This is a genomic window from Roseibium sp. FZY0029, assembly GCF_036350355.1.
In the GTDB taxonomy this organism is placed as follows: domain Bacteria; phylum Pseudomonadota; class Alphaproteobacteria; order Rhizobiales; family Stappiaceae; genus Roseibium.
On sequence record NZ_JAZDVZ010000011.1, the window covers coordinates 11,366 to 35,950 of the forward strand.

Consider the following 24,585-nt stretch of genomic DNA (forward strand, 5'->3'; position numbering starts at 1 on the left):
AATGACACATGACCTCGCCGGCATTGCTGGCCTTGAAGCCCGTCTTGCCAAGGATTTGAGCCTCCTTGAAATGCCTTCCAAGTCCTGGGTTCCGGCTCGGACGAAGGATGGGCAGCGAGTGCGTGACGTGATCTTCGTCGGCGCCGGCATGTGTGGGCTGACGGCAGCCGCACGTCTGATGCTGTCCGGCGTGGACAACATTGTCCTCTATGACGCAGCTCCGGAAGGTTTTGAAGGTCCCTGGGAAACCTTTGCCCGCATGAACACCCTGCGCTCGCCGAAGACGCTTGCCGGGCCGGCCCTCGGCCTCCCGGCTTTGACGTTTCGCGCCTGGTTCGAGGCGCAATGGGGCGAGAAGGAATTCGATGCTCTCGGCAAGATCCCGAAGGGCATGTGGATGGATTACCTGCGCTGGTATCGATCTGCACTGAAGCTGCCGGTCATCAATGAAACCCGGGTGACCGGTGTCCTGGATGCCGGAGACGATCTGATTGCCGTGAGCCTCCTGGATGCCGAGGGACCGCGCACCGAATATTGCCGTCACCTGGTCCTTGCCACGGGCCGTTCGGGGCTCGGCGGCGGCGCTGTCCCGGGGTTCCTGGAAAAGGTGGATCGCCGGTTCTGGGCGCATAGTGCCGACGAAATCAACTTTGGGTCCCTACAGGGCAAGCGTGTGGCCGTTATCGGTGCAGGTGCTTCCGCCATGGACAATGCGGCGACGGCCCTGGAAGCAGGGGCTGCAAGCGTTGACATGTTGATCCGTCGCAAGGACTTGCCCCGGGTGAACAAGATGACCGGGATCAGCAGTCAGGGGGTCGTGCATGGAATGCGCCATCTGCCTGACGCCTGGAAGTATCGCTTCAACGACTACGTCAACGATCAACAGGTGCCGCCTCCTCACACCTCGACTTTGCGTGTCACAAAACATGCAAATGCGCGCACCTTCCTGGGGTGCCCGGTAGAGGACGTGATCGAGGCTGGTGATCATGTCATCGTCAAGACGCCCCATGCCGATTTCGAGATGGACTTCGTGATTGCGGCAACCGGCTTCCGCAACGATTTCACGGGCCGCCCGGAATTTGCTTCCTTCTCCGGCCAGATCAAGACCTGGAAGGATGGTGTCTACGAACCGTCGATGGGCTCTGCCAAGCCCTTCATGGTCGATGCGCCCTATCTGGGGGATGCCTATGAGTTTCTTGAAAAGGACCCGGGCAGCTGCCCGATGCTGGCGCGTATCCATTGCTTCAATGATGCAGCGATGCTGTCCCACGGGAAGCTTTCCGGCGATATTCCGGCCATTTCAGCGGGTGCGGATCGATTGATGCGTGGCATCGTTTCCGAGGTCTTCGCGGCCGACGTCGAGATCCATTTTGCGGGTCTGCAGGCCTATGACGTTCCCGAGTTGCAGGGGGATGAATGGGTGGATTCCACTCCAAGCCTGATGGAAGCCGTGAAATGACGTCGAAAACTTCCGGGCGTGAAGACTATATCACCCTGAACGGATGCCGTTTCCGCTACTGCATGGCCGGTGAGCACAATGAGGAGACCATCATCCTTCTTCACGGTGGACGCGGAGCGGGGGACTATCTCGGCGAGTGGGCGGCCTATTCCGCCCTTGCCGACAGATACCGGGTCATAGCCTTTGATCAGCGTGGCTGCGGTCTGAGCGAAATCGCCTACCCAATGAACTTCCGTCAGTACGCAGATGATGTGGAAGCCTTCCGCCGTCATTTCTGTGGCGACGACGGTAAAATCATCCTGCAGGGCGGCAGCTTTGGAGGGATGATTGCCCTGACCTATGCGGTTCACTATCAGAACCATCTCAGCAGGCTGATCCTGCGCGGCACCGCTCCGAGCCACCATCACGAAGCAGAGGCCATCGAGACCTTCAAGGCACGGATCGACAAGGTGCCATCCGCGTCTGCGGAAATGATCGACAAGCTGTTCGGCACCACCATTCAGGACGACACCGAATTCCGTTTGATCTGGTTTGCCCTGCAGCCGCTCTACTACGAGGTTTTCGACCCCAACAGCGCGTTGGAGCGAACTCGGACCATGCATCTGCACGCCGAGACCCACAACGAGATGTTCCGTGAAAAGGAATACGACCTGCGTGAGCAGCTCAGGGACATGACCGTCCCCACCCTCGCCTTCTGCGGGGAGAAGGACTGGATCTGTCCGCCGAGCCAGACCGGGTTGATTGCCGAACTCTGCCCGAATGCCGAACGCTGGCTCGTGCCGGGCGCCAATCATTCCTGCCACCTCGAGAAGAACGATGAGGTCCTGACGCGGATCCGTACATTCCTGGAGGGTGGTAGCACATGACCGGTTTCATTCTCCGAAGACTGGCTGAATCCCTGTTGGCCGTATGGGGTGTCGTGACGATTGTTTTCTTCGTCACCCGCGTCCTTGGCGATCCGGCAGCCCTGCTGCTGCCCATCGGCGCGTCCGAAGCCGATATTCAGGCCCTTCGTGTACAGCTCGGGCTGGATCAGTCCCTGATAGCGCAATATGGCCATTTCCTTGTGAATGTGGTCCAGGGCGACTTCGGTACATCTTTCCAGCATGGCCGTGGTGCAATGCAGGTGGTTCTGGAGCGGCTGCCGGCGACCGCTGAACTGGCGATCAGTGCCATTGTCATCGGACTTCTCATCGGTGCCGTCGCTGGGTCCATCGCGGCCCTGAGGCGCGGCAAGGCGATTGAGCTTGTCGTAATGGCCGTGGCGCTGTTGGGACAGGCTACCCCGGTTTTCTGGCTGGGGATCATGCTGATCCTCTTCTTTGCGGTGAACCTCGGCTGGCTGCCGACCGGAGGGTATGGAACGCTTGCCCACCTGGTCCTGCCGGCCTTCACTCTGGCGGTCTTCGTTTCCGCTTCGATCGCCCGCTTGCTGCGATCCTCAATGCTGGAAATCCTGAAGGAAGATTATATTCGCACGGCCAAGGCCAAGGGTTTGCTGCGGCACACAGTGTTCTTCTGGCATGTGGCGCGCAACGCCCTCATCCCCGTCGTGACCATGACCGCCATTTTGACCGGTGAACTTCTGGGCGGTTCGGTTGTGACGGAAACCGTCTTTTCCTGGCCGGGCATCGGACGGCTGATCATTCAGGCCATCGAGGCCAAGGACTTCCCGGTCATTCAGGCCGGTATCACGCTCATCGCCACGATCTTCGTTCTCATCAACTTCCTCGTCGACCTGCTCTATGGCGTGCTCGACCCGCGTATTCGCGCCAATCGCTGAGGAGCCGGACCATGAAACATTTCTTCAAGGATCTCACGAGTTCGAAGGCGGGTCTGTTTGGCGCGGTGCTGCTGGTGATCATCGTTGCCCTGGCCCTGTTGGCGCCAATGCTGCACCTGCCGGACCCGACCCGCGGTGACCTGCGCGCGCGGCTCGCCGGCCCGACCTGGGATGGTCTCTTCAGCCCTGGAGCCCACCCGCTGGGAACAGACGAGGTGGGACGCGACATTCTCTCGCGCCTGATCTTCGGCTCCCGCATGACGTTGATGGTTGCCTGCACCGCAGTGGTGCTTGGAGGCATCGTCGGCACGATCCTGGGTATTCTTGCCGGTTACAAAGGCGGGTTCGTCGACAAGTTGCTGATGCGGCTGGTCGACATCCAACTGGCCATTCCCCTGATGCTTCTTGCGCTTCTGATTGTCGCGGCCCTCGGCCCTTCAATCCAGAATGTGGTGCTGGTGCTGGCCCTGACCTCCTGGATCCGATATGCGCGCATCATTCGTGCCCAGGTCCTCAGCCTCAGGGAGCGTGAGTTTGTGCAGTCTGCCCATGCCATCGGGGCGTCGACCTTGCGGATCATGTTCCTGCACATTCTGCCGAACGTCATGACACCTGCCCTGGTCGTCGGCACGCTGGAACTTGCCCGCATCATCATCATGGATGCCGCCCTGTCCTTTCTCGGTCTCGGCGTTCAGCCGCCGACCCCGTCCTGGGGCCGCATGCTGGCGGACGGCCGCGTCTACCTCTCCTCGGCATGGTGGGCTGTGACTTTCCCCGGTCTCGCCATCGTGCTGACCGTGCTGTCGGTAAACCTCTTCGGTGACTGGCTGCGCGACTATTTCGACCCCAAAACCCGGAGCGCCAAATGAGCCTCGAAACCACAGCCCCCCGCCCCCGCATCGCACGCCTCAAGGCAGCGATGGCCGAGAAGGGCATCGATGCGCTGGTCTCCTTCAAACCCGAGCACACTTTCTATATGTCCGGCTTCAACCCGGTGCTCTACTCGCATCCGGTGGTGATGATCCTGCCGGCCAATGGTGAGCCGACCCTGCTGGTTCATGCTCTGCGCGATGCGCACGGCCGGGACGAGGGCTTCGTTGAGGATACGCGTGCGTATGGCGTGTGGTCGACAACGAAGACCATGGGCCCGACCTGGCCGGAAGCCCTGCAGAAGATCCTCGGTGAGAAGGGGCTGGAAAATGCCACCATCGGGCTGGAAGCAGACAGCACGCCAATCGCGCGCTGGCAGCAGGTCCAGGGTTTGGTACCGAATGCCAGGTTGCAGGACAGCTCCAAGCTGATCGACCGTTGCCGTCTGGTCAAGGACCCGGACGAGATTGAAATGGCCCGGGTTGCTGCCGATCTCGCCGACCGCGGCATGGAGGCCGCCATTGCAGCGCTGGCGGCAGGCGGCACGGAGCGCGACGCCCATACGGCCTCGCAGATGGCCATGAACAATCACTGGACAAAGAACCTGCCCGACAGCATCGAAGTCGCGGATTTCGGTGGGCTAGAAGGCGGCATGGTCAACGGCCTTGCCACCTGGGTGCTTTCCGGCGAGCGCATGTTCCGCAACTGCGACAATTCCATTGCGCGCAAGCCTGAGCAGGGTGAGACATGCGCAATCTTCATCTGGGCTGTCGCCAACGGTATTCACGCCGAAAACGAGCGCACTGTCGGCATCGGGGCTTTGCCTGAAAAGCGTCGGCGCGCACTCGAAACCATCCTCTCGATCCGCGAGCAGATTGCCCCGGTGATGAAGCCGGGCACGCGCCTTGCCGAACTTTACGAGATCACCAAGGCTGGTCTGGTGAAGGCGGGCTATGACGCCAATATCCCCGGCCGTATCGGTCATACGATTGGTATCGGTGCGCATGAGCACTTCTCCATCGATGGCAAGTCCGACGTCATTCTCGAGCCGGGCATTCTTTTCACTCTGGAACCCAACTTGCGCGTCCCCGACCAGGGCGTGGCCACTCAGATTTCAGACACGATCCTGATCACCGAAGATGGCCACGAGTTCCTGACGAAATCGCGTGGCGGCTATATCGAGGTCTGACGTGGCTCTGCTTGAGATCAAGAACCTGACGATCGAGTTCGACACCCCAGGCGGTGTCGTCCATGCCGTCAACGACCTCAGCTACTCCATCGAAGCTGGCGAAACCCTTGGGATTGTCGGTGAAAGCGGATCGGGCAAGTCTGTCCACATCCTTGGGATGCTGGGCCTGTTGCCCTGCCCACCGGGACGGATCGTTTCCGGTGAAGCCTGGTTCGATGGCAACAATCTGATGGCTCTGTCCGACCGCGAGCTGCGTGAGATCCGTGGCGGACAGATCGGCATGGTCTTTCAAGATCCGATGTCTTCGCTCAATCCGGTGCTGACTGTCGGACGGCAGCTGAAGGAAGTTCTTCAGCGGCACACGACCCTCAAGGGCGACGCGCTGAAGGCGCGAATGGTGGAGCTGCTCGACATTGTCGGCATTCCCCATCCGGAAGCCCGTCTTTCGCAATACCCGCATGAGTTTTCCGGCGGAATGCGCCAGCGTGTGATGATCGCCATCGGCATGTCCTGCAATCCGCGCCTCCTGATCGCCGACGAGGCAACCACAGCGCTGGACGTGACCGTTCAGGCGCAGATCCTCGATCTGGTGCGCAAGTTGAAAGAAGACTTTGGCACGACGGTTATCTGGATCACCCATGACATGGGTGTGGTGGCGGAGCTCGCCGACACGATCCAGGTCATGTACGGCGGCCGGATCATGGAACGTGGACCGGTGCGTCCGGTGTTCCACGATCCACGATCGGCCTACACCTGGGGGCTGCTGAATTCCCTGCCCGACGAGGGCGCGCGAACGCAGCGCCGCCTTTACCAGATCCCCGGCAGCCCGCCCGACATGGCCAATCCGCCGGCCGGCGATCCCTTTGCCCCGCGCAATCCTTTCGCAACCGAACGATGCCACCGGGAAGTTCCTGCCTTGCGTGATGTCGGTGACGTGCCGGGCCACAAGGTCGCCGCCTGGTACGACCTGCCAGCGTTGATGGCGGCCGAGAAGGAGAAGACGCGATGAACAGCCTTCCCGTTCTGGAAGTCAACGGCCTCATGCGCAGCTACGGCGGCGGCAAGTCGCTGTTCGGTAAGCGGAAACCGGTGATTCATGCCATCAACGACGTCTCCTTCAAGATTGGTGAGGGCGAAACTCTCGGTCTTGTCGGCGAATCCGGTTCCGGGAAATCGACGACGGGGCGAGCGGTCCTGCACCTGGAAACGCCGGATGCAGGGTCGGTGCGGTTTCGCGGGAATGAGCTGACGCTTCTGGGCCCCCAGGGGTTGAAGCCATATCGCCGTCAGATGCAGATGATCTTCCAGGATCCCTATTCCGCGCTCAATCCGCGTATGAAGGTCGGACGCTTTGTTGCAGAGCCGCTGGTGGTGCACGGCGTTGAAAAGGGGTCAGCCCTTCGGGATCGGGTTGCGGAACTCTTCAAGCGCGTCGGTCTCGATCCGAGCTTCATGTCGCGCTATCCGCATGAATTCTCCGGCGGCCAGCGGCAGCGGATCAATATTGCCCGTGCCATTTCGCTAAACCCGGCTTTTATCGTCGCGGATGAGCCGATCACCGCGCTTGACGTGTCGATCCAGGCCCAGATCGTCAACCTGTTTCAGGATCTTCAGGACGAATTGGGACTGGCCTATCTGTTCATCGCCCATGACCTGTCGATGGTTCGATATCTCTGCCAGCGCGTGGCCGTGATGCTTCGCGGCCGGATTGTCGAGGTTGCTCCGACCGAGCAGATCTTCTCCGATCCGCGCCACCCCTATACCCGCTCGCTACTTGCCGCGATACCGATCCCCGATCCGGACCGGCGCCGCCCGGACCGCACCCCTTTTGACGTTGCCGCGAACATTCCGGCACGTGAAGCGCAGATGGTCGAAGTTGCGCCCGGCCACTTCGTCCTCGATCAAACCACACAATAAGAGCCAAAAGGCCCCAACCTTCAGAAGATAGGGAAACAATGACCAGACTTACCAAACTTCTCGCCGGCTCGGCGATTGCGTCCATGCTCACGCTCCCCGCCTTCGCGATGGATGTCACAATTGCGCAGACCTCCGCCGTGAACACGCTCGACCCACATGGTTCGGCCTCTGTCGGTCTTGACCTGTCGGTCCTCAGCCATGTTTACCCGACCCTGATCCTGCGTCAGCCGGACTATAAGCTCGTTCCCTCCCTTGCAGAGTCCTGGGAAGCGGTCGACGATCTGACCTGGAAGTTCACGCTCGTTCCCGGCGCCAAATTCGCAAATGGCGAGCCACTCGATTCAGAAACCGTGGCCTGGAACATCGAGCGGGTGACCAACCCTGACAAGCCGATGAGGATCTCTTCCTGGTTCCGCCAGATCGAGTCCGTAAATGTGATTTCGCCGACCGAATTCGAGATCAAGACTTCCTCGCCCTATCCGGCCCTGCCGGCGCAGCTTTCGATGTTCATGCTGCTCCCGCCGAAGTGGGCCTCCGAGCATGATCCCGTCACCGAGACCATGTCCGGCTTCAAGTACAAGATGGTCGAGAATGTTCCCGGCGATCACATCACCCTTGAGCCGAATCCGGACTTCTGGGGCACGCCGGCGCAGTTCGATCATGTGACCTTCCGCGTCATTCCCGAAACGGCAAGCCGTATCGCGGCCCTCATGGCGGGTGAAGTCGACCTGATCAACAAGGTGCCTGCTTCCGAGATCGGACGCATCAAGGAAAGCCCGAAAGCCGATGCCGGTGCTGTGGACAGTACCCGCTCCGTGTTCATCAAGCTCAACACGGAAAAGGCTCCGCTCGACAACAAGAAATTCCGCCAGGCCCTGAACTATGCCGTCGACAAGACCCTGATTGCGGAGGCGCTGTTCGACGGTCTGGCTACGGTTTCGAAGTGTCAGGTCATGACGCCCGACTATTTCGGCTACAACCCGGATCTGAAGCCTTATCCGTATGATCCGGAAATGGCCAAGAAGCTCCTGGAAGAATCCGGTGTCGACCTGAGCCAGACTTTCGAATTCGAGCTGCCCGCTTCCACCTATCTACAAGGAGAAGAAGTTACGCAGGCCGTGGCCCAGATGTTCGGCGATGTTGGCGTCAAGACCGAGATCCAGACCATGGAATTCGGGGCATATCTCGACAAATACCGCAAGGCGCATGACCTTGGCCGGATGTCTCTCCTTGGGCAGGCCTGGGCAACCATCGACGCTGACGGTCTGTTGACATTGTTCAAGCCGGGCAACCAGTATTCCTACTGGAATGACCCGGCGTTCGATGAACAGCTCGTGGCCGGTGGTTCGACTACGGACGAAGCTGCGCGCAAGGCTGCCTACAAAAAGGCCACCGAGATCATGTGCGACGAAGCACCGGTCGTCTTCCTCTATGCCCAGCCGGCCACTTATGGGGTCTCCAAAAACGTGTCCTACAAAGCGCGTGGGGATGACTGGATGCGTGCGTACGACATGACGCCAGCCCAGTAATCTAGGGTCTGTCAAAAGAAGGCGGACGGCAAAGACCGCCCGCCTTCATTCTCATCTGCGGAGCTTGCCATGAACCTCTTTGCCAGTCACTTCGGCACTTACGAGATCGAGCAGGGCTCCGACGGGCCATCCCTTCAGGCCTTCCGACATGATCCGGCGCCCTCCCCTGTGGGCGCAGGCTTCCTCGATCTTGCCGACCACCCCACCCGTATCCGCCAGCCCATGGCGCGACGGGGATGGCTGGAGGGGGACAAGGGCAAGGCTCGAGGGGACGACACGTTCGTTCCCCTCGATATCAAGACGGCTTGCGACCTGGCGGCCGATGAAATGGTGCGTATCCGCAAGAGTTTCGGCAACCGGTCGATTTTCGGAGGTTCCTACGGCTGGGGATCGGCCGGTCGTTTCCATCATCCGCAAAGCCAGTTGAAGCGCTTCCTCAATCTTGCAGGTGGTTTCGTCTCCACCGTCAACACATACAGTTACGGCACGGCGAAAGTCCTGATCCCGCATCTGGTGGGGCGTGAATATTCCGACCCCGGCGCGCTCAGCCCGAGCTGGGACCGCATCGTCACCATGCGGCCGTTCATCCTGTCTTTTGGCGGCATGCGCCTTGCCAATGCGCAGGTTGAGGCAGGAGGGACAGGTGCACACCGGACCCGGGGCTGGATCGAGGCCTTTGAGCGGGCAGGCGGCGAGATGCTGACGTTGTCTCCGGATGGGCGCGACGCTCCGATCGGCGAGCATCTGGCCATCAATGCCGGAACGGATGCCTGCGCCATGTTGGCAATGGCCTACATTCTCGTCACCGAGAAGCTGGTTGATGAAACTGCCGTTCGGCGCATCGCCAACGGCTATGAGGATATTCAGGATGTGCTGCTCGGAAAAACGGATGGGCAGCGCAAAACGCCCGAATGGGCGGAAGGTCTGACCGGCATTCCGGCGCAGACCCTGGTCTCTCTGGCACACAGGCTTGTCGAGGGGCCGGCCCTGATCAATCTGGCCTGGTCGCTCCAACGCGCGGTCGCAGGCGAACAGCCCTATTGGGCCGCGGTGGTTCTTGCGGTTCTGTCCGGTCAGATCGGGCGTCCCGGATGCGGGGTGGCTTGTGGCCTTTCCGCCGTGTCCTCTGTCGGCAATCCTCTGCGCCGGCTGCGCGGACCGGCTTTCGAGCAGGGCAAGAACCCGGTCACCGACTTCATCCCGGTTGCAAGGATAACCGAGATGCTGGAGCGGCCAGGCGGCACCATTCGCTATAACGGCAGCACGCTGACCTTGCCGGATATTCGACTGATCTGGTGGGCCGGCGGAAATCCCTTCCATCATCATCAGGACCTCAACCGCCTCGCGCGGGCCTGGAAGCGACCCGAGACGGTGATTGTCCACGAAAGCGTCTGGACAGCCACGGCACGTCACGCCGACTTGGTTTTTCCCTCGGCTCTGCCTTTCGAACGGGACGACATTGCAGCAGCTTCGCGAGATGACTGGATCATCCGCTCGTCACGTGTGATGGATCCGCCCGAGGGGGTGGAGACCGATCACGAGGTACTGGGCCGCATTTCTGACCGTCTTGGTCTGGGTGACAGTTTCCGGGGTCGTCGAAGTATCGGTGAATGGATCGAAACGCTCTACCAGGGTTACCGCGAGGCCTTCCCGGAACTCCCCTCTTGGGAGGACTTCCAACGCAAGGGGTACGCCCGTCTGGCCGACCCTGCGCCCGAAGAGGTCGCTCAACCACTTGAGGCCTTTGTCGACGCACCGGAAGAGCATCCCCTGGCTACCCCAACGGGCCTGATAGAGCTGATACCCGACCTGATGCGCTGCAATGATCAGCGTCTTGGAGCAGCTCTGAGCACCCCTCGCCCCGGCGATCAGGAAGAGGACACCGCCCTGCCCCTCCGCCTTCTGTCGCCGCAACCGGAAGTCCGGCTGCACAGTCAGCTTGACGGGGCGCGCGCCGCGACCGATGCAAGGGTCGAAGGGTGTGAGGTGGCCCGCTTGAACCCCGCTGATATTGCCGCCGCGGGTTTGTCAGATGGCGCGCTGGCCTGCCTCTGTAACAGCCGGGGCATCGTGAAGGTAGCGCTCAAGGCAGACGCGCGCGTGATGCCCGGCCATGTCGTGCTGCCCACCGGTGGCTGGTACCGGCCCGAAATTGACTCCGACGGCGTGCGCATCGACCTGGGGGGCAACCCCAACACACTCACCCGCGACTTCGGTTCTTCCGAGCTGTCGCAAGGGGCCAGTGCAGGCGGTGCAAGAGTGGAGATTAGAGCAATTTCCGAACATCCTGAATCGAAATAGGATTCCCATCTGGCTTCAGATCTCATTCAAAATAAGGCGCGGCGAAGAGGATCGAGGGGATGATCCTGACGGAAGGTTCGAAGGTCATCGGTCTGTCCTCTGAGGTTTGCTTGAGTGGTCCGGCTACTCCGCCGCTTGCGGCCGGGTGGCAAGGTCGGTATCGAGGCCGCCCCTGAAGACACGGCTCGCCCGAATGTCCGGTTCGCAGATCATCGACAGGGCGTCGGCATCCAGCGGACCTTTGGCGTCACTGAAGAGACGGTTGGCCTGGCGCAGGCGCGCCCGGTCGAGGGCATTGCGCACCGAGCGGGCATTGGCGAAGTGCGGCTGCTGCCGGCGGAGGCCGATATAGTCGGCCAAAGCCCGCTCGGCGGCGTCATCGAGAAAATAGTTCTGCGCCGCCAGCATGGACCTGGCGATGCGCAGCAATTCCTCCTCCACGTAGTCCGGAAAATCGATGTGATGGGCGATGCGGGAACGGAAGCCGGGATTGGCTGAAAAGAACTGGTCCATCTTGTTGGCGTAGCCAGCCATGATGACGACCAGGTCGTCGCGGTTGTTCTCCATCACCTGCAACAGGATTTCGATCGCTTCCTGGCCGTAGTCGCGCTCGTTGTCGGGCTTGTAAAGGTAATAGGCCTCGTCGATGAAGAGGACGCCACCCATGGCCTTTTTCAACACCTCCTTGGTCTTGGGCGCCGTATGGCCGATGTACTGACCGACCAGATCGTCGCGTGTCACGGATACAAGATGGCCCTTTCGCACATAGCCGAGGCGATGCAACAGGCCTGCCATCATCAGCGCGACCGTGGTCTTGCCTGTACCCGGATTGCCGGTGAAGGACATGTGTAAGGTAGGGGTCTCCTGGGTAAGTCCCATTTCGCGCCGGGCACGGTCGACCAGCAGCAAAGCCGCAGTCTCGCGGATGCGCTGCTTGACCGGCGCAAGGCCGATCAGGTGCTCGTCCAGTTCCCTGAGGACATCGGCAACCCCGGACGATTCATACTCGGTGGCCAGATCGATCGTGGTCGGCGGAGCCTTTTCAGTTGCATCGATCATCTCGGTGGTCATTGCGCACGCTCCTGCATTTGCGGAAGAGCCGCACGCTGTCCCGCAGCGTGCGAAGGTGGGCCGGTCGAGGTTCAGTAGCGCACGTTCCAGCTGTATTTCTGGGCGCGGTCGACGAAGTCGATGCGCTGCATATGGATCTTCGGCTCTGCGGCCGGACGGTTGACGATGAAGGACATCTTGACCGACTCGATGCCGCGCACGTCGTCGAAGGCATTGATGCGGATATAGGCGTCCGGATGAGCCTTGCGGCAGTCTTCCAGTTCCATCATCACGCCCTTGGCGTCCCGCAGGTCGAACATGGGGTTGCCCCACATATCCCAATAGGTGTTGCGCGGATGCGGGTCGTTGGTGAACTCCACACCGATCGCCCAATCTTGCTGCAGGCAGTATTCGATCTGGGCGCTGATCTGGGCATCGGTTAGATCGGGCAGAAACGAAAAACATCCTTGAGTGATGCGCATGAGTCGTTCTCCTCACATTGCAACCGAGGCGGTCGGGACGAAGTCCGATGTGTCGGTCGAGGTGTAGTTGAAGGTGATGTTGCCCCAGGTATCGAGGGCCGCTTCCAGCGGTTTGCACCATCTGGCGGCCTCACGCAGGATCTGCGGCCCCTCGTTCCTGATGTCTCGGCCTTCGTTGCGCGCGAGCACCATGGCCTCCAGCGCCACACGGTTGGCGGTCGCTCCCGCCTGGATGCCCATCGGGTGGCCGATGGTGCCCCCGCCGAACTGCAGCACGACATCGTCGCCGAACAGATCCAGCAACTGGTGCATCTGGCCGGCATGGATGCCGCCCGAAGCAACGGGCATGACCTTTTTCAGATCGGCCCAGTCCTGCTCGAAGAAGTTGCCACGCGGCAGATCGACCTCATTGTACGTTTCTCGGCAGACATTGTAGTAGCCCTGGACGGTCAGCGGGTCTCCCTCGAGCTTGCCGACAGCGGTGCCGCAATGCAGATGATCGACGCCTGCAAGACGCAGCCATTTGGCGATGACGCGGAATGAGATGCCGTGGTTCTTCTGCCGCGTATAGGTGCCATGGCCTGCGCGGTGCATGTGCAGGATCATGTTGTTGTCGCGACACCAGTTGCTGATGGATTGAATCGCGGTCCAGCCGACGATCAGGTCCACCATGACGACCACGGAGCCGAGTTCCTTGGCGAATTCGGCGCGCCTGTACATTTCCTCCATCGTCCCGGCGGTAACATTGAGATAGTGCCCCTTGATCTCACCGGTCTCGGCGCTCGCCTTGTTGACGGCCTCCATGCAGTAAAGGAAGCGGTCACGCCAATGCATGAAGGGCTGGGAGTTGATGTTCTCGTCGTCCTTCATGAAGTCGAGACCACCCTTGAGGCCTTCGTAGACAACACGGCCGTAGTTCTTGCCGGAAAGGCCGAGTTTCGGTTTGGTGGTTGCGCCCAGGAGCGGCTTGCCGAACTTGTCGAGGCGCTCGCGCTCGACGATCAGACCGGTCGGTGGTCCGGCAAAGGTTTTGACATAGGCAACCGGCAGGCGCATGTCCTCGAGGCGCGCGGCCCTGAGAGGCTTGAACGAGAACACGTTTCCGATGATTGAAGCGGTAAGGTTCGCGATCGAACCTTCCTCGAACAGGATCAGATCATAGGCGACGTAGGCAAAATACTGTCCTTCCTGGTTCGGCACCGGCTCGACCCGGTAAGCCTTGGCGCGGTAGCTGTCGCAGGCAGTCAGCCGATCGGTCCAGACGACTGTCCAGGTTGCCGTGGAGCTTTCGCCGGCAACGGCGGCAGCGGCCTCGATCGGATCGACGCCATCCTGTGGCGTGATACGGAAGAGGGCCAGAATGTCGGTGTCCTTGGGCACATAGTCGCCGTCCCAATAGCCCATCTGGGCATATTTCAGGACACCGGCCTTGTAGCGTTCCTTGCCCTTGATTTCCTTGGGCGTGCTGATCTGGTTCATGGTCCGTCTCCTTGGTTGGCGGGTTATGCGGCCCGGGAAGTCACGGTCTGCGGGTCGAGAGCCCCCGACCTGTAGCGCTCGGCCATTTCATCGAGCGACACCGGCCTGATCCTGCAAGCCTGTCCGGCGGTGCCGAACCGCTCGAACCGGTCGCGGCAAAGCGTTTCGAGTTCGGTCATCGCGGGGATCATGAATTTGCGCGGGTCGAATTCGGCCGGCTTCTCCCTCGCGACCCTGCGGAACTGACCCGTCATTGCCATGCGGCAATCGGTGTCGATGTTGACCTTGCGCACGCCCATCCTGATGCCACGCTCGATCTCTTCCACCGGCACACCATAGGTCTGGGGCATATCGCCACCATTTTCGTTGATGAGATCCTGCAGATATTGCGGAACCGAACTCGAGCCGTGCATGACGAGATGGGTCGAGGGCAGTTTCCGGTGGATTGCCTCGATGGTCTTCATCGACAGGATCTCGCCATCGGGCTTGCGACTGAACTTGTAGGCCCCGTGGCTGGTACCGCAGGCGATGGCGAGCGCATCGCATCTGGTCGCCTGGACAAAATCTACCGCCTGGTCCGGATCCGTCAGGAGCTGGTGATGGTCGAGCTTGCCCGAAGCGCCCGAGCCGTCCTCCTCGCCGGCCTCGCCGGTTTCCAGGGAGCCCAGAACGCCGAGTTCGCCTTCCACCGATGCACCGACCGAATGGGCGGCGCGTGTCACCTTGCGGGTGATCTCGACATTGTAATCGTAGCTTGCCGGCGTCTTCATGTCCTCCTCCAGCGAGCCGTCCATCATCACCGAAGTGAAGCCGTGGCGTATCGCCGAAAGGCACGTGGCTTCATTGTTGCCGTGGTCCTGATGCATGACAATCGGAATGCCTGGATGCATCTCGGCGAGCGCGGCAACCATGTTGCGAAGCATGATGTCGCCAGCATAGGAGCGCGCCCCTCGGCTTGCCTGCAGGATGACTGGCGCATCGCAGCTTGAAGCCGCGCGCAGGATCGCCAGTCCCTGTTCCATGTTGTTGATGTTGAACGCCGGAACGCCGTAGCCGTGCTCGGCGGCGTGGTCCAGAAGCTGCCGGAGAGTGATGAGCGCCATGGAGATCTCCTCGAGGTTACAAAAGTGCTTTTGCAGCGGTGGCGACGGCGACCGGGGTGATGCCGAAATGGTCGTAGAGGTCGGAAGCCGGGGCCGACGCGCCGAAGCCGGTCATGCCGACAAATGCGCCGCCGGAACCGATCAGGACGTCCCAGCCCTGACGGACAGCCGCTTCCACACCCACGCGTGGCGCTGTGCCGAGCACTGCGTCGCGATACGCCTGATCCTGACAGGCAAAAAGTTCGAATGAGGGTGCAGAGACAACGGCGGCCTTGATGCCGTTGATCGCCAGAAGGTCTGCGGCAGCAAGCGCGATCTCGACCTCTGACCCGGTGGCGATCAGCGTCAAATGACGGGCACCGCACGGTTCCTTCAGCAAATAGGCGCCGCGGCGGGTCCTGTTCTCGCATGTATGATCCCTGCGGACCGTCGGCAGCCCCTGCCGGGACAGGCACAGCACCGTCGGCGTTTTCTTCGCGGTCGCGGCAATTTCCCAGGCTTCGGCGGTCTCCACGGCGTCGGCCGGACGGATGACGGTCAGGTTCGGCATGGCTCTTAAAGAGGCAAGCGTCTCGACCGGCTGATGGGTCGGGCCGTCCTCGCCAAGGCCGATGCTGTCATGGGTCATGACGTAGGTCACCGGCACGCCCATCAGGGCTGACAGACGAATTGACGGCCGGCAATAATCGGCAAATGCCAGGAACGTGCCACCATAGGTGCGGAACCCGCCGTGAAGCGTGATGCCGTTCATGGCCGCCGCCATGCCGTGTTCACGAATGCCGTAGTGGAGATAGTTGCCGCCGAAATTTGTCCGGGAGACCGCTCGCATGCCACTCGTCCGGGTATTGTTTGACCCGGTCAGGTCGGCCGAGCCGCCGATCGTGTTCGGCAGCACGGAATTGACCACCTCAAGGGCCAATTCCGAAGCCTTGCGCGTTGCGATCTTCGGCGCGTCCACGCTGAGCTGCCGCTTGTGATCGCTGATCGCCTTACCGAGGGTATCTGCGTCCGGTTCGGCGAAACTTGCGTCGAACTCTGCCACCCGGGGGTGTGCTGCCTTTCGTCGTTTCCAGGCCTCGTTCGCAATGCGGCCGCGCCGCGAGACCGCCGCCCAGGCATCTCGAACCGTTTGCGGAACCTCGAAAGCAGCATGCGGCCAATCCAGCGCCTTCCGGGTCGCCGCGATCTCCTCGTCTCCGAGGGGCTCGCCATGAACCTTGTGGCTGCCCGCCTTGTTGGGTGCGCCCTTGCCGATGACCGTGTTGCAGGCGATCAGCGACGGCTTGCCTGTTTCTTCGCAAGCATTGGCTATGGCGTCGGCGATCGCATCCATGTCATGACCGTCGATAGCCTGCACCTGCCAGCCGGCGGCATCAAACCGTTTCATTTGATCCATTGATGTCGACAGATCCGTGGCGCCGTCGATGGTGATCCGGTTGTCGTCCCAGAAGACGATCAGGCGTCCGAGGCCGAGGTGGCCGGCGAGGTCGATCGCCTCGTGGCTGATGCCTTCCATCAGGCAGCCGTCACCGGCAAGAACATAGGTGTAGTGGTTGACAAGATTGTTGTCGAAACGGGCATTCAGCATGCGTTCTGCCAACGCCATGCCGACTGCGGTGGCGATGCCTTGGCCGAGCGGTCCGGTGGTCGTTTCGATGCCCTTGGCATGGCCATACTCGGGATGGCCCGCCGTGCGTGAGCCGAGTTGGCGGAAGCGGCGAAGCTGCTCCGCGTCCATGTCGTCATAGCCGAGCAGGTGGTGGATTGCGTAGAGCAGCATCGAAGCGTGACCCGCGCTCAGCACGAAGCGGTCACGGTCTGGCCAGCCGGGATCTGACGGATCGATCTTGATGAAGCGGTTGAAGAGCACCGTAGCGACATCCGCAAGGCCCATCGGCGCGCCGGGATGCCCGGACTTTGCCGCCTGGACCGCATCCATCGCAAGGGCGCGAATGGCGTTGGCCATCGCGGTTTCCGTTGCTTGCATGGTGACCTGAATGTTCATTGGGCTCTCCTTTAGGCGCGTCTGGATTCGTTGACGAGGCGGAGGATCATCGGGGTGAAGATCAGCTGCATCGCCAGATCCATCTTGCCGCCGGGAATGACGATGGAGTTGGCGCGGGTCATCCAGCTGTCGTGGATCATGGTCCGCAGATAGGCGAAATCGATACCGCGCGGGTTCTTGAAGCGGATGACCACGAGGCTCTCGTCCGCGGTCGGAATCCAGCGCGCGATAAACGGGTTTGACGTGTCCACCACCGGAACCCGCTGGAAATTGATGTCGGTTTCGGTGAATTGCGGGCAGATACAGTGCACATAGGCATGCATGCGCCGAAGGATCGTGTCCGTCACGGCCTCGGTCGAATAGCCCCGCCGGGCCTTGTCGCGGTGGATCTTCTGGATCCACTCCAGATTGATCACCGGGACGACGCCGATCTTAAGATCCGCGAGCGCTGACAGGTTGACGCTGTCATTTACGACGGCGCCATGGAGCCCTTCGTAGAACAGCAGGTCCGAGCCTTCCTCAAAAGGCGCCCAGCCGGTGAAGGTTCCAGGTTCAGCGCCATAACGTTCGGCTTCTTCCTCGTCATGGATATAATGGCGGGTTTCGCCCCGGCCGGTTTCGGCATAGGTGCGGAAGACCTCTGCAAGCTTTTCCAGTTCGTTTGCGTCATAGCTGAAATGGCTGAAGGTCTCGTCGCCGGCGCTCTTGCGGACATCAAGCTCCCGTTTCATCTCTGCCCGGTCGTAACGGTGAAAGGCATCCCCCTCGATCGAAACGGTGCTGATGCCCTCCCGACGGAATATCTGATCGAAGGTGCTCTTGACCGTCGTAGTGCCCGAACCCGAGGAGCCGGTCACCGAGATAATCGGATGTTTCTTGGACATGATAAATCCTCAGATCCTTGTTGTGCCAACGCGGGCACAGGTCTCAGCCACGAAACAGGCCACGGGTGCCGAACAAGGCAGAGACTTCCTGGTCGGGCAGGTCGTGATAGGCGGTAACCCGGTCAACCTTGTCGGCCGATCCGAAAACAAACCCCGTGCGCTGGTGTAGCGTTTGAGCGGCCTGGTCGAGCACGCGGTCGGTGCCGGTGGTCGCCTTGCCGCGGGCCTGTTCAACCAGGAAAGCAATAGGCGCACATTCATAGACGATCCTGAGACGCCCTTTTTCGTAGCCGGGCCGGCTGTCCGCCGGATACAGGAAGATGCCTCCCCGGCTCAGGATCCGGTGAGTTTCAGCCACCAGCGAGGCCACCCAGCGCATGTTGAAGTTTTTCGACCGGGGGCCTTCGTCGCCTGCCAGGCAATCGTCGATATAGGCCCGTACCGGCCTGGACCAATGGCGGTAGTTCGACGCGTTGATGGCGAATTCCCTGGCGTTTTCGGGAATGACCAGGTGGTCATTGATCAGCTTGAACTGCAGATCGATGGGGTCCAGCACATAGTGCAGCACGCCTGCGCCGAAGGTCAGGATAAGCGCGGTCTGCGGGCCATAGATGAAATACCCGGCCGCAATCTGTTCCCGGGCCGGCCGCAGGAAAGAGGCTTCGCGATCCGCTTTGGCATCGAACACGGAAAATATGGTGCCGATAGATACGTTGACATCAATGTTCGAGGAACCATCGAGCGGATCGATCGCGAGCGCCAGCCAGCCGTTGGGATCGATCTCCAGGACACTTTCCTGTTCCTCGGAAGCATACCAGCGCACGCCGCAACCGGTCACCGCGTCGGCGAAGGCGAGATCGGCTTCGACATCAAGCGCTTTCTGCGAGTCGCCTCCGGTGTTCTGGCCGACTTCGGCTGCGAACGCCCCCTCCAGCGGTCCCCTTGCTATCTTTCGCGACAGCGTAATGGCCACGCGGCAGAGAGCGTCGACCAGGGCCTGGCAATCAGCCGGAAGATGGTCGCATTTTTCTGCTAGGCGATTGTCGATCATCAAGGCCTCCCGTCCTCGTGGATGGCCTTGATATTCAGGGTTTTGAAAATAAACTAAATTTAAAAATTCAGAACCTTGTTTTAGAATAATTAAATGACACGTCTTAACGCCATCACTTTCAAACAGTTGCGAGCTCTGAGCACCGTCGTCAGAACAGGCAGCATCAGTCATTCTGCTGACTTGCTGGGCCTGACGCCACCTGCCGTCCATACCCAACTCAAGGTGCTGGAAGAGAATTTCGGCTGCGCTCTTCTCAACCGCACCCGGGCCGGCAGTTTCGAGGCGACAACGGCGGGCCGGGCGTTGCTGGACGCGTACGAAACCTCACTGTCAGCCCTGAACAGGGCGATCGGCAGTATCGATGCAATGAAGAAGGGCCTGGCCGGACGCGTGGTCCTGGGAGTGGTCAGTACGGGCAAATATCTCGCACCATCAATCGTCGCCCAGCTGAAAAGGGACTATCCGGACATTGAAGTGGTGCTGCAAGTTGGCAACCGAGACCGTACCATTTCCGATCTCGATTCAGGCAAAATCGACATTGCGATCATGGGACGTCCACCGCGTCGACCCGAGGTAACCGCATACAATATCGGGGACCATCCCCATGTGTTGATTGCCCATCCCGCCCATCCCCTGGCACAAGGCGGCACGGCCGAAAGTTCAGACATCGTCAACGAGAACTTCATCATGCGCGAGCCCGGTTCGGGGACCCGCATCCTGTCAATGCGTTTTCTGGATCAGCTGGGTGACGGCCAGGCCTTCACTTTCACGGAAATGGAATCGAACGAGTCGATCAAGCAGGCCGTGATTGCCGGTCTCGGCATCGCCCTGATTTCCGCGCATACCGTGATCGAGGAACTGAAATCGAACCGTCTTGCTATTATCCGCGCCGAACTGCTGCCGATCGTGCGGCACTGGTTCGTCCTGCACCGCTCCGACCTTACGCTGGATCCTGCAATGCAAAAGGTTCTGGACTATATCCGTAGCAACGGCGAAAACCTGCTGGCAGAAGAGGAGATCACCGGCCTCCTGTCGGCACCAATATAAGTCCGGGCGGACAGCGATGACTTGCGGAAACGCAGCTCGAAGGATGACTTTAAAGGCAGACAGTTCGAGGCTTGGCAGATCATCCAGGCAGTGTCCCTGGTACTTGCGTTATCCGCTGAGCTATCGGGACCTAGACGAAATGTTCCTGGACGCGGGTTTAAAGTGAACCACAGCACCATCAACCGGTGGGTTCTGACCTACGCTCCTCTTATGGAAAAACGGTTGCGGAGTTTCCGCAAACAGCATTGTGGCTCGGTCCATATCGATGAGACCTATGTGCACATCATGGGCCAGTGGGCTATGTGTATCGGGCCATCGACAAGCATGGAAATCCGGTCGACTTCCTGCTCTCAGCGAAGCGCAATCTGAATGCGGCCAAGCGGTTCTTTCGAAAAATGTTGCAGGATGCCCCGCTGCTGTCACCGGGCAAAATCGGCACCGATGGTGCCGGCACGTTTCCTCCGACCATCGACGGCTTTGAAGCCATGCTGTGGCTCAAGAAGGGCTTCGACTTTACCGGTCAATGGGGTGTCCGCGCTCGGTAATCTGCGCCACTGCGTCCCCAAGTGGGACGTTCGCCTGTTCGCAAACGAGACCTAAAAGCTGCGGTTCGTCGCAAACTAGTCAGGCGCTCCGTTGAGGCGGTGGGTTTACCCTTGGGCGCTCGAACGCTCACGTTTTCATCCGCATGGCAGCAAGAAAAGAACCATCTCTACAGGGTGTCCGATGCGCCGTCATCTCGACTGCGCGCATATTCCAACGTCCGATTGCAAGCGCTATAGGGACGGCAATCCATTGAATTTCAATATTAAAAACGCGTCGTAGATTTGATCGGCCAGGCCTTGAGTCAAATTTTCCTTGCGGGCAACGACAGTCTGTGGTTCCCTTTTTCGAAATAAATTTCATATCTGGAATTTATTTCAAATGAATAGAATGGGTAGAGAGATGAACGACGGCCAGGGCCTGATGCCAACGAAAAGCGATGGGGACGCCGATCTTGCGGCACGCGCCGCATGGCTGCACTACGTCGGAGGCATGACCCAGGCCGAGGTTGCAAAGCGCCTCAACGTCCCCAACACCCGCGCCCACCGCTACATCGCCCGAGCTCAGAACCAGGGCCTGGTACGCATCTTCGTAGACGTGGAGGCCACCGATTGCGTTCAGCTCGAAACAGAGCTGATGAACCGCTATGGCCTTGGTTTCTGCCGGATAGGCATGGATATTCCGGACAACAATCCAATTCCGCTGAAGACGCTTTCGGCCGTCGGTGCAAATTTTTTCATGCAGGCCGCCGCTGGGCGCAAACATCAGGTTATCGGCGTCGGAAACGGCCGGACACTCGCCGCGTCGGTGAACGCCATGGGACGGCAGGCCACACCGGATGTGCGCTTCGTGTCGGTCCTTGGTGGCCTGACCCGGTCCTTCGCTGCCAATCCCTACGACGTCATCCATCGGCTGGCACAGAAGACCAACGCAGCCTCGTTCCTCATGCCGGCACCGCTTTATGCGAATTCCGCTGAAGACAAGCAGGTGATGCTAAAGCAGTTCGGCATCGTCGAAACGATGGAGCTAATCGAAGAGGCCACGCTGGTCGTTGTGGGTATCGGCGATGTCGGCAGCGACGAAGGCGGCATCAGCTGTTCCATGCTTGATGGCGGTTCGGCGGCGATGGATCTTCGCAAGGCTGGCGCGATTGCGGAAATGCTCGGACAATTTTTGAGCGAGGACGGCGGCATCCTGACCAGCCCCTATGACGACCGTGTCATGGCGCCGCCCCTCGAATCCCTGAGGGGGCGGGAGGTGGTCGCCATCGCAGGCGGAAAGACCAAGATTCCAGCGATCAGCGCGGCACTCGCAAGCGGCTTGCTAACCGGATTGATCACAGACGAGGCCACGGCCCGGGCTATCGTCGAGCGGCCTCCGGCATAGACGCCGGGAGCACTTTCTAGTCAGGGCTTTTTGGGAGGAAAGACCATGTACGAAAAGGAAAAGGATCTAATTTCCACGTTTCTAAACGGTGGAATGAGCAGACGTACCCTGATCCGGCGGCTTGGGGCCTTGGGGCTCACGGCGGCGTCTGCCGGCACATTGCACAACATGATGGCAACCCGTGCTCTGGCTGCGGATTTCGACTGGAAAAAACATTCCGGCAAAAGCATCAAGCTGCTTCTGAACAAGCATCCCTACACGGATGCCATGATCGCCAATCTGGACACGTTCAAGCAACTGACTGGCATGGATGTCTCCTATGACGTCTTCCCGGAAGATGTCTATTTCGACAAGGTCACGGCGGCATTGTCCTCCGGATCCACGGAATATGACGCCTTCATGACCGGCGCCTACATGACCTGGACCTACGGACCGGCCGGCTGGATCGTCGATCACAATGAGTGGCTGAACGACCCGGAAAAGACCAATCCGCATTATAATTGGTCGGACATGTTGGAAGGCGTGCGTAAGTCCTGCGCCTGGAACGGCATCCCGGGCGGAAAGCTCGGCTCAGACGATGCCAAGCAATGGTGCATCCCCTGGGGTTACGAGCAGAACAACCTCACCTACAACAAGGCGATGTTCGACAAGGCGGGCGTCGCCGTCCCGACCAATATGGACGAGCTCATCGAGGCCGCCGCCAAGGTTCAGGCTGGAAACGACGGCATCTACGGCATCGGCGTACGCGGCTCACGCTCCTGGGCAACCATCCACCCAGGCTTCCTGTCGGCCTACGCCAACTTCGGTGAAATGGACCTGACCAACGACAACGGCAAGCTTTCCGCCGCCATGAATACCGACGGATCGAAGGCTTTCCACGCCAAATGGGTCAAGATGATCCAGGAAAGCGGCGCGAGCGACTGGTCAACCCATACCTGGTACCAGGTCGGCACGGATCTTGGGGCCGGCAAGTCGGGCATGATCTTCGACGCCGACATTCTCGGCTACTTCATGAACGGCGGCGACAATGCCATGGCCGGCCAGTTGGCCTACGCGCCGTTCGCGGCCAATCCGGATGCCAAGGCGCCCACGCCGAATATCTGGATCTGGTCGCTGGCCATGTCCAAGTTCTCCAAGGACCTGGATGCCACCTGGTATTTCATGCAGTGGGCCTCGGGACCCGAGCACGCCCTCTTCGGCGCGCGGCAGATGGACTTCGTGGATCCGGTCCGCAACACGGTTTGGCAGGACGAGATGTTCCAGGAGAAGCTCAACAAGAGCTATCCGGGCTACGTGGACATGTACAAGACGTCCGCGCCCGGCGCCTCGATCAAGTTCACGCCTCAGCCGCTGTTCTTCGATCTGACCACGGAATGGGCCGCCATGCTGCAACGCATGGTCGCCAAGGAAATCCCGGTCGATGAAGGTCTGGATCAGCTCGCCGACAGCATGAACGGTCAGCTTTCCGAAGCCGGCCTGCGCTGATCAGCATCAACGTCAAGTGACATGTGCAGGGCAGTCCGCCCTGCACACCCTTCCAGCGAACAGGCAGCGGCGGGAGCGCCGCGCGCCATGGAGGTCTTATGTCCGTTCAAGCCGACATGCCCGTCTTGCGGCGCTCCAGCCGCCTGTCCAGGACGCTGCTGCCCTACCTGCTCAGCCTGCCGGCGCTTCTGGTCTGCATCGGGATCCTGATCCCGTTCGTGACGGCCATCTATTATTCGCTTCAGCGTTACCGCATGTCTCAACCCTGGAACCGGGGCATGAACTGGGGCGAGAACTATGTGAATTTCTTCACCGATCCCGACTTCTGGAACACCTTGAAGGTGTCGCTCGTCTACGCGGGACTGACGGTTGGTATCGAACTTGTCCTCGGGCTCGCCATAGCGCTGCTGCTTCAAAGGCGCAGCCGGGTGAACAACTTCGTGTCGATCATGCTCCTGATGCCGCTGATGACCGCGCCCGCGCTGGCGGCGCTCATGTTCAAGCTGATGACCAATCCGAATTTCGGCATCCTGAGCTACTTCATGCAGCTGCTTGGCTTCCAGGATTTCCGCTGGGCGTCGTCGCCGAGCACAGCGCTCCTGACCGTCATCCTCGTGGATGTCTGGGTCTATACGCCATTCATCATGATCCTGCTGCTGGCGGGTCTGCGGTCCCTGCCGACCCAGCCGTTCGAGGCGGCCGCGCTCGATGGCGTGCCGCGGTTCGAACAATTCTGGCGGATCACGCTGCCGATGCTGTCACCCTACATCCTGACGGCGGCCCTTTTCCGCCTGCTCGATTCCATCCAGCAGTTCGACATCATCTACGCCATGACCCAGGGCGGCCCCGGAAACCGTCTGATGGTGTTCCAGGTGGAGGCCTATCTGAACTTCTTCCAGTCCACCAATGTGGGAAGGTCGGCGGCATTGCTCATGATCCTCTGGGCCATCACCTACGTGCTGTCCAATGTCTTTGTGAAAAACTGGCTGCGCCTGCGCGAACGCGCCAAAGGAGGGGCATAA

20 protein-coding genes and 1 pseudogene are annotated in these 24,585 nt (G+C 60.3%); 14 read left to right on the forward strand and 7 right to left on the reverse strand.

Annotated elements, in window-relative coordinates; genetic code table 11:
- Position 1: 1 nt before the first annotated feature.
- The 9 genes from V1T76_RS25415 (at position 2) to V1T76_RS25455 (ending at position 11,048) form a co-directional block, all read left to right on the forward strand.
- Positions 2–1,459, forward strand: a complete 1,458-nt coding sequence (locus V1T76_RS25415; protein ID WP_330563482.1) for an NAD(P)/FAD-dependent oxidoreductase — start codon at positions 2–4, stop codon at positions 1,457–1,459.
- On the forward strand, positions 1,456–2,325 hold the full coding sequence (locus V1T76_RS25420) for an alpha/beta fold hydrolase (RefSeq protein WP_330563483.1): 870 nt from the start codon (positions 1,456–1,458) through the stop codon (positions 2,323–2,325). The genes V1T76_RS25415 and V1T76_RS25420 overlap by 4 nt, the downstream gene beginning before the upstream one ends.
- Positions 2,322–3,242: an ABC transporter permease gene (locus tag V1T76_RS25425; RefSeq protein WP_330563484.1), complete on the forward strand. Its 921-nt coding sequence runs from the start codon at positions 2,322–2,324 to the stop codon at positions 3,240–3,242. The genes V1T76_RS25420 and V1T76_RS25425 overlap by 4 nt, the downstream gene beginning before the upstream one ends.
- An 11-nt stretch (positions 3,243–3,253) precedes the next feature.
- Positions 3,254–4,111, forward strand: a complete 858-nt coding sequence (locus V1T76_RS25430; RefSeq protein WP_148584035.1) for an ABC transporter permease — start codon at positions 3,254–3,256, stop codon at positions 4,109–4,111.
- Complete coding sequence (locus V1T76_RS25435; RefSeq protein ID WP_330563485.1) at positions 4,108–5,301, forward strand: M24 family metallopeptidase; 1,194 nt, start codon at positions 4,108–4,110, stop codon at positions 5,299–5,301. Before V1T76_RS25430 ends, V1T76_RS25435 begins: the two co-directional genes overlap by 4 nt.
- A gap of 1 nt (position 5,302) precedes the next feature.
- A complete protein-coding gene (locus V1T76_RS25440) occupies positions 5,303–6,310 on the forward strand; it encodes an ABC transporter ATP-binding protein (protein WP_330563486.1) in 1,008 nt (335 codons plus the stop codon).
- Positions 6,307–7,218: an ABC transporter ATP-binding protein gene (locus V1T76_RS25445; protein ID WP_148584038.1), complete on the forward strand. Its 912-nt coding sequence runs from the start codon at positions 6,307–6,309 to the stop codon at positions 7,216–7,218. The genes V1T76_RS25440 and V1T76_RS25445 overlap by 4 nt, the downstream gene beginning before the upstream one ends.
- 38 nt (positions 7,219–7,256) lie before the next feature.
- Positions 7,257–8,747: an ABC transporter substrate-binding protein gene (locus V1T76_RS25450; protein ID WP_330563487.1), complete on the forward strand. Its 1,491-nt coding sequence runs from the start codon at positions 7,257–7,259 to the stop codon at positions 8,745–8,747.
- Positions 8,748–8,816: 69 nt separating this feature from the next.
- Positions 8,817–11,048 carry a molybdopterin-dependent oxidoreductase gene (locus V1T76_RS25455; protein ID WP_330563488.1) on the forward strand — a complete coding sequence of 744 codons (2,232 nt, stop codon included), beginning with the start codon at positions 8,817–8,819 and terminating at the stop codon, positions 11,046–11,048.
- Between the two features lie 123 nt (positions 11,049–11,171).
- On the opposite strand, the gene cbbX is transcribed toward V1T76_RS25455, so the two are convergent.
- The 7 genes from cbbX to V1T76_RS25490 all read right to left on the reverse strand — a co-directional run bounded on the left by cbbX (position 11,172) and on the right by V1T76_RS25490 (position 19,102).
- Positions 11,172–12,119: a CbbX protein gene (gene cbbX / locus V1T76_RS25460; RefSeq protein ID WP_330563489.1), complete on the reverse strand. Its 948-nt coding sequence runs from the start codon at positions 12,117–12,119 to the stop codon at positions 11,172–11,174.
- Between the two features lie 71 nt (positions 12,120–12,190).
- The gene (locus V1T76_RS25465) at positions 12,191–12,580 is read right to left on the reverse strand and encodes a ribulose bisphosphate carboxylase small subunit (RefSeq protein WP_330563490.1); all 390 of its coding nucleotides are present in this window, start codon (positions 12,578–12,580) and stop codon (positions 12,191–12,193) included.
- A gap of 12 nt (positions 12,581–12,592) precedes the next feature.
- Positions 12,593–14,059 carry a form I ribulose bisphosphate carboxylase large subunit gene (locus V1T76_RS25470; RefSeq protein WP_330563491.1) on the reverse strand — a complete coding sequence of 489 codons (1,467 nt, stop codon included), beginning with the start codon at positions 14,057–14,059 and terminating at the stop codon, positions 12,593–12,595.
- Positions 14,060–14,082: 23 nt separating this feature from the next.
- Positions 14,083–15,162, reverse strand: a complete 1,080-nt coding sequence (gene fba, locus V1T76_RS25475) for a class II fructose-bisphosphate aldolase (protein WP_330563492.1) — start codon at positions 15,160–15,162, stop codon at positions 14,083–14,085.
- 16 nt (positions 15,163–15,178) lie between these two features.
- Positions 15,179–17,167, reverse strand: a complete 1,989-nt coding sequence (gene tkt / locus V1T76_RS25480; protein WP_330563493.1) for a transketolase — start codon at positions 17,165–17,167, stop codon at positions 15,179–15,181.
- An 11-nt stretch (positions 17,168–17,178) separates the two neighbouring features.
- A complete protein-coding gene (locus V1T76_RS25485; RefSeq protein ID WP_330563494.1) occupies positions 17,179–18,051 on the reverse strand; it encodes a phosphoribulokinase in 873 nt (290 codons plus the stop codon).
- A 43-nt stretch (positions 18,052–18,094) separates the two neighbouring features.
- Positions 18,095–19,102, reverse strand: coding sequence for a class 1 fructose-bisphosphatase (locus V1T76_RS25490; protein WP_330563495.1), 1,008 nt, complete (start codon positions 19,100–19,102; stop codon positions 18,095–18,097).
- A gap of 93 nt (positions 19,103–19,195) precedes the next feature.
- On the opposite strand from V1T76_RS25490, the gene V1T76_RS25495 reads away from it, so the two are divergent.
- The 5 genes and pseudogenes from V1T76_RS25495 to V1T76_RS25515 all read left to right on the forward strand — a co-directional run bounded on the left by V1T76_RS25495 (position 19,196) and on the right by V1T76_RS25515 (position 24,585).
- A complete protein-coding gene (locus V1T76_RS25495) occupies positions 19,196–20,149 on the forward strand; it encodes a LysR family transcriptional regulator (RefSeq protein WP_330563496.1) in 954 nt (317 codons plus the stop codon).
- A gap of 21 nt (positions 20,150–20,170) precedes the next feature.
- A pseudogene (locus tag V1T76_RS25500) lies at positions 20,171–20,694 on the forward strand (IS6 family transposase).
- Between the two features lie 400 nt (positions 20,695–21,094).
- Positions 21,095–22,078 (forward strand): sugar-binding transcriptional regulator, encoded by a 984-nt coding sequence (locus V1T76_RS25505; protein ID WP_330563497.1) that lies wholly within the window; start codon positions 21,095–21,097, stop codon positions 22,076–22,078.
- 45 nt (positions 22,079–22,123) lie between these two features.
- Positions 22,124–23,563 carry an extracellular solute-binding protein gene (locus tag V1T76_RS25510; RefSeq protein ID WP_330563498.1) on the forward strand — a complete coding sequence of 480 codons (1,440 nt, stop codon included), beginning with the start codon at positions 22,124–22,126 and terminating at the stop codon, positions 23,561–23,563.
- A gap of 98 nt (positions 23,564–23,661) precedes the next feature.
- On the forward strand, positions 23,662–24,585 hold the full coding sequence (locus V1T76_RS25515; protein WP_330563499.1) for a carbohydrate ABC transporter permease: 924 nt from the start codon (positions 23,662–23,664) through the stop codon (positions 24,583–24,585).

Excerpts from the sequence above, each read along its gene's own strand:
- V1T76_RS25515 (WP_330563499.1), top strand. The coding sequence starts at position 23,662 with ATGTCCGTTCAAGCCGACATGCCCGTCTTGCGGCGCTCCAGCCGCCTG.
- V1T76_RS25465 (WP_330563490.1), bottom strand. The coding sequence starts at position 12,580 with ATGCGCATCACTCAAGGATGTTTTTCGTTTCTGCCCGATCTAACCGAT.
- V1T76_RS25470 (WP_330563491.1), bottom strand. The coding sequence starts at position 14,059 with ATGAACCAGATCAGCACGCCCAAGGAAATCAAGGGCAAGGAACGCTAC.
- V1T76_RS25445 (WP_148584038.1), top strand. The coding sequence starts at position 6,307 with ATGAACAGCCTTCCCGTTCTGGAAGTCAACGGCCTCATGCGCAGCTAC.
- V1T76_RS25490 (WP_330563495.1), bottom strand. The coding sequence starts at position 19,102 with ATGATCGACAATCGCCTAGCAGAAAAATGCGACCATCTTCCGGCTGAT.
- fba (WP_330563492.1), bottom strand. The coding sequence starts at position 15,162 with ATGGCGCTCATCACTCTCCGGCAGCTTCTGGACCACGCCGCCGAGCAC.
- cbbX (WP_330563489.1), bottom strand. The coding sequence starts at position 12,119 with ATGACCACCGAGATGATCGATGCAACTGAAAAGGCTCCGCCGACCACG.
- V1T76_RS25505 (WP_330563497.1), top strand. The coding sequence starts at position 21,095 with ATGAACGACGGCCAGGGCCTGATGCCAACGAAAAGCGATGGGGACGCC.
- V1T76_RS25455 (WP_330563488.1), top strand. The coding sequence starts at position 8,817 with ATGAACCTCTTTGCCAGTCACTTCGGCACTTACGAGATCGAGCAGGGC.
- V1T76_RS25450 (WP_330563487.1), top strand. The coding sequence starts at position 7,257 with ATGACCAGACTTACCAAACTTCTCGCCGGCTCGGCGATTGCGTCCATG.
- V1T76_RS25430 (WP_148584035.1), top strand. The coding sequence starts at position 3,254 with ATGAAACATTTCTTCAAGGATCTCACGAGTTCGAAGGCGGGTCTGTTT.
- V1T76_RS25485 (WP_330563494.1), bottom strand. The coding sequence starts at position 18,051 with ATGTCCAAGAAACATCCGATTATCTCGGTGACCGGCTCCTCGGGTTCG.
- V1T76_RS25435 (WP_330563485.1), top strand. The coding sequence starts at position 4,108 with ATGAGCCTCGAAACCACAGCCCCCCGCCCCCGCATCGCACGCCTCAAG.
- tkt (WP_330563493.1), bottom strand. The coding sequence starts at position 17,167 with ATGAACATTCAGGTCACCATGCAAGCAACGGAAACCGCGATGGCCAAC.
- V1T76_RS25425 (WP_330563484.1), top strand. The coding sequence starts at position 2,322 with ATGACCGGTTTCATTCTCCGAAGACTGGCTGAATCCCTGTTGGCCGTA.
- V1T76_RS25420 (WP_330563483.1), top strand. The coding sequence starts at position 1,456 with ATGACGTCGAAAACTTCCGGGCGTGAAGACTATATCACCCTGAACGGA.
- V1T76_RS25415 (WP_330563482.1), top strand. The coding sequence starts at position 2 with ATGACACATGACCTCGCCGGCATTGCTGGCCTTGAAGCCCGTCTTGCC.
- V1T76_RS25510 (WP_330563498.1), top strand. The coding sequence starts at position 22,124 with ATGTACGAAAAGGAAAAGGATCTAATTTCCACGTTTCTAAACGGTGGA.
- V1T76_RS25495 (WP_330563496.1), top strand. The coding sequence starts at position 19,196 with ATGACACGTCTTAACGCCATCACTTTCAAACAGTTGCGAGCTCTGAGC.